At 73.4% G+C, this 2,259-nt stretch carries 1 protein-coding gene; it reads left to right on the forward strand.

Features of this window, described 5'->3' with window-relative positions; translation table 11 throughout:
- On the forward strand, positions 1-2,259 hold a 2,259-nt coding region (locus tag A7A76_RS20120; RefSeq protein ID WP_241201072.1), incomplete at both ends, for a beta-ketoacyl synthase N-terminal-like domain-containing protein.

A 2,259-nucleotide genomic window follows, 5' to 3' on the forward strand; every position in this document is an offset into this window, starting at 1 on the left:
GCCGCAGCGGGCGCCAGCGCCGAGCCGTTTCGAGCCGCGTCGCAGCGAGTCCGCGCCGGCCGCAGCGTCCGCCGACGACACCGCCGCGGCGATCGCCGCGCTCAGCGCGTTCCTGTCCGAACAGCTGATGATCCCGCCGGCGCGCATCCGCGCCGGCGACGGCTTCGACAGCTTCGGCATCGACTCGGTGATCGCAGTGCGGCTGACCGCGGCGCTGGAAAAGACCTACGGGCCGCTGTCGAAGACGCTGTTCTTCGAGTACGCCACGGTCGCCGAACTGGCCGCGCATCTGGCGACCCGGCGCGCGCCGGCCGCCGCAGCCGCCGCGCAATCTCACGATGCCGCCGCAGCAGCAGTGATCGCGCCGGCGCCGGCGCCGGCGCCGGAACCGGCGCCGCTTGCGCCGATCGCGCAGTCTTCGCCGCAGCCGAGCGACGAGGGCATCGCCATCGTCGGTCTGGCCGGACGTTACCCGCGTTCGCCGACCCTGGCCGCGTTCTGGGACAACCTCAAGGCCGGCGTGGACTGCGTCGGCGAGATTCCGGCCGAACGCTGGAGCCTGGACGGCTTCTACGATCCCGATCCGGCCGCGCACGGCAAGAGCTACAGCAAATGGGGCGGCTTCCTCGACGGCGTCGCCGATTTCGATCCGCGCTTCTTCAACATCTCGCCGCGCGAAGCGCCGATGATGGACCCGCAGGAACGCCTGTTCCTGATGTGCGCGCACGAGACCCTGGAAGACGCGGGCTATACCCGCGAGGCGCTCAACCGCGGCGCCGAAGCCGGCGGCGGCGTCGGCGTGTTCGTCGGGGTGATGCACGCCGAGTACCAGTTGTACGGCGCGCAGGCGCAGATGCTGGGCGAGCCGCTGGCGCTGGGCTCGGGCATCGGCTCGATCGCCAACCGGGTCAGCTATTTCGGCAATTTCCAGGGGCCGTCGCTGGCGATCGACAGCATGTGTTCGTCCTCGCTGAGCGCGATCCACCTGGCCTGCCGCAGCCTGCGCGACGGCGAGTGCGCGGTGGCGCTGGCCGGCGGCGTCAACGTGTCGCTGCATCCGAACAAATACCTGGGCCTGTCGCAGGCCCGCTTCGCCTCCAGCCAGGGCCGCTGCGCAGCGTTCGGCGAGGGCGGCGACGGCTACGTGCCCGGCGAAGGCGTCGGCGCGGTGCTGCTCAAGCCGCTGGCGCAGGCGCTCGCCGACGGCGACCGCATCTACGGCGTGATCAAGGGCAGTGGGCTCAATCACGGCGGCCGCTCCAACGGCTTCGCCGTGCCCAACGCCGCCGCGCAGGCGCGCCTGATCCGGCGCACGCTGCAACGCAGCGGCGTGGACGCCGGCGCGATCGGCTACGTCGAAGCGCACGGCACCGGCACCGCGCTCGGCGATCCGATCGAGATCGCCGGCCTGACCCGCGCCTTGCGCGAGCACGGCGGCGACGCCGCGCCGGCCGCCGGTACGATCCGGATCGGCTCGGTCAAATCCAATATCGGCCATTGCGAAAGCGCGGCCGGCATCGCCGGGCTGACCAAGATCCTGCTGCAGTTCGAGCACGCGACCCTGGTGCCGACGCTGCACGCGCAGACGCTCAACCCCAACATCGACTTCGCGCAGACGCCGTTCGCGGTGCAGCGCACGCTGGAACCGTGGCCGGCGCCGCGCCGCGCCGACGCGAGCCCGGCGCCGCGCACCGCCGCGCTGTCCTCGTTCGGCGCCGGCGGCTCCAACGCGCATCTGCTGGTCGAGGAGTTCCTCGCGCCGGCGCGCGCGGCCGCGCCGCGCCCGCTGCGGCCGGCGCTGATCGTGTTGAGCGCGGCCGAGCCCGAACGCCTGGACGAAGCCGCACGACGCCTGCTGGCGAGCCTGTCGGCGCAGGGTTTCGGCGACGCGGATCTGGACGCGATCGCCTGCACCTTGCAGACCGGGCGCGAGCACCACGCCCACCGGCTCGGCCTGAGCGCGGGTTCCATCGCCGAACTGCGCGGCAAGCTGGAAGACTTCCTCGCCGGCGACCGCAGCCGCTGCCACCGCGGCGTGGCCGATCCGGAACGCGCGCGGGCGCCCGCCGACGATCTGCTGGCGCTGCTCGAACGCGGCGAGCACGCGCAGGTGCTGGCGGCCTGGGTCGCCGGCGTCGAATGGCCGTGGCCGCGCCTGTACCCGCAGCGGCCGGCGCGTGTGCGCCTGCCGGCCTATCCGTTCGCGCGCGAGCGCCATTGGGCGCCGGACGCGCTGCGGCCGCGCATGCAGCCGGCTGC

Origin of the sequence: Lysobacter enzymogenes, from assembly GCF_017168095.1 — a bacterium.
GTDB classification, from domain to species: Bacteria; Pseudomonadota; Gammaproteobacteria; order Xanthomonadales; family Xanthomonadaceae; genus Lysobacter; species Lysobacter enzymogenes_D.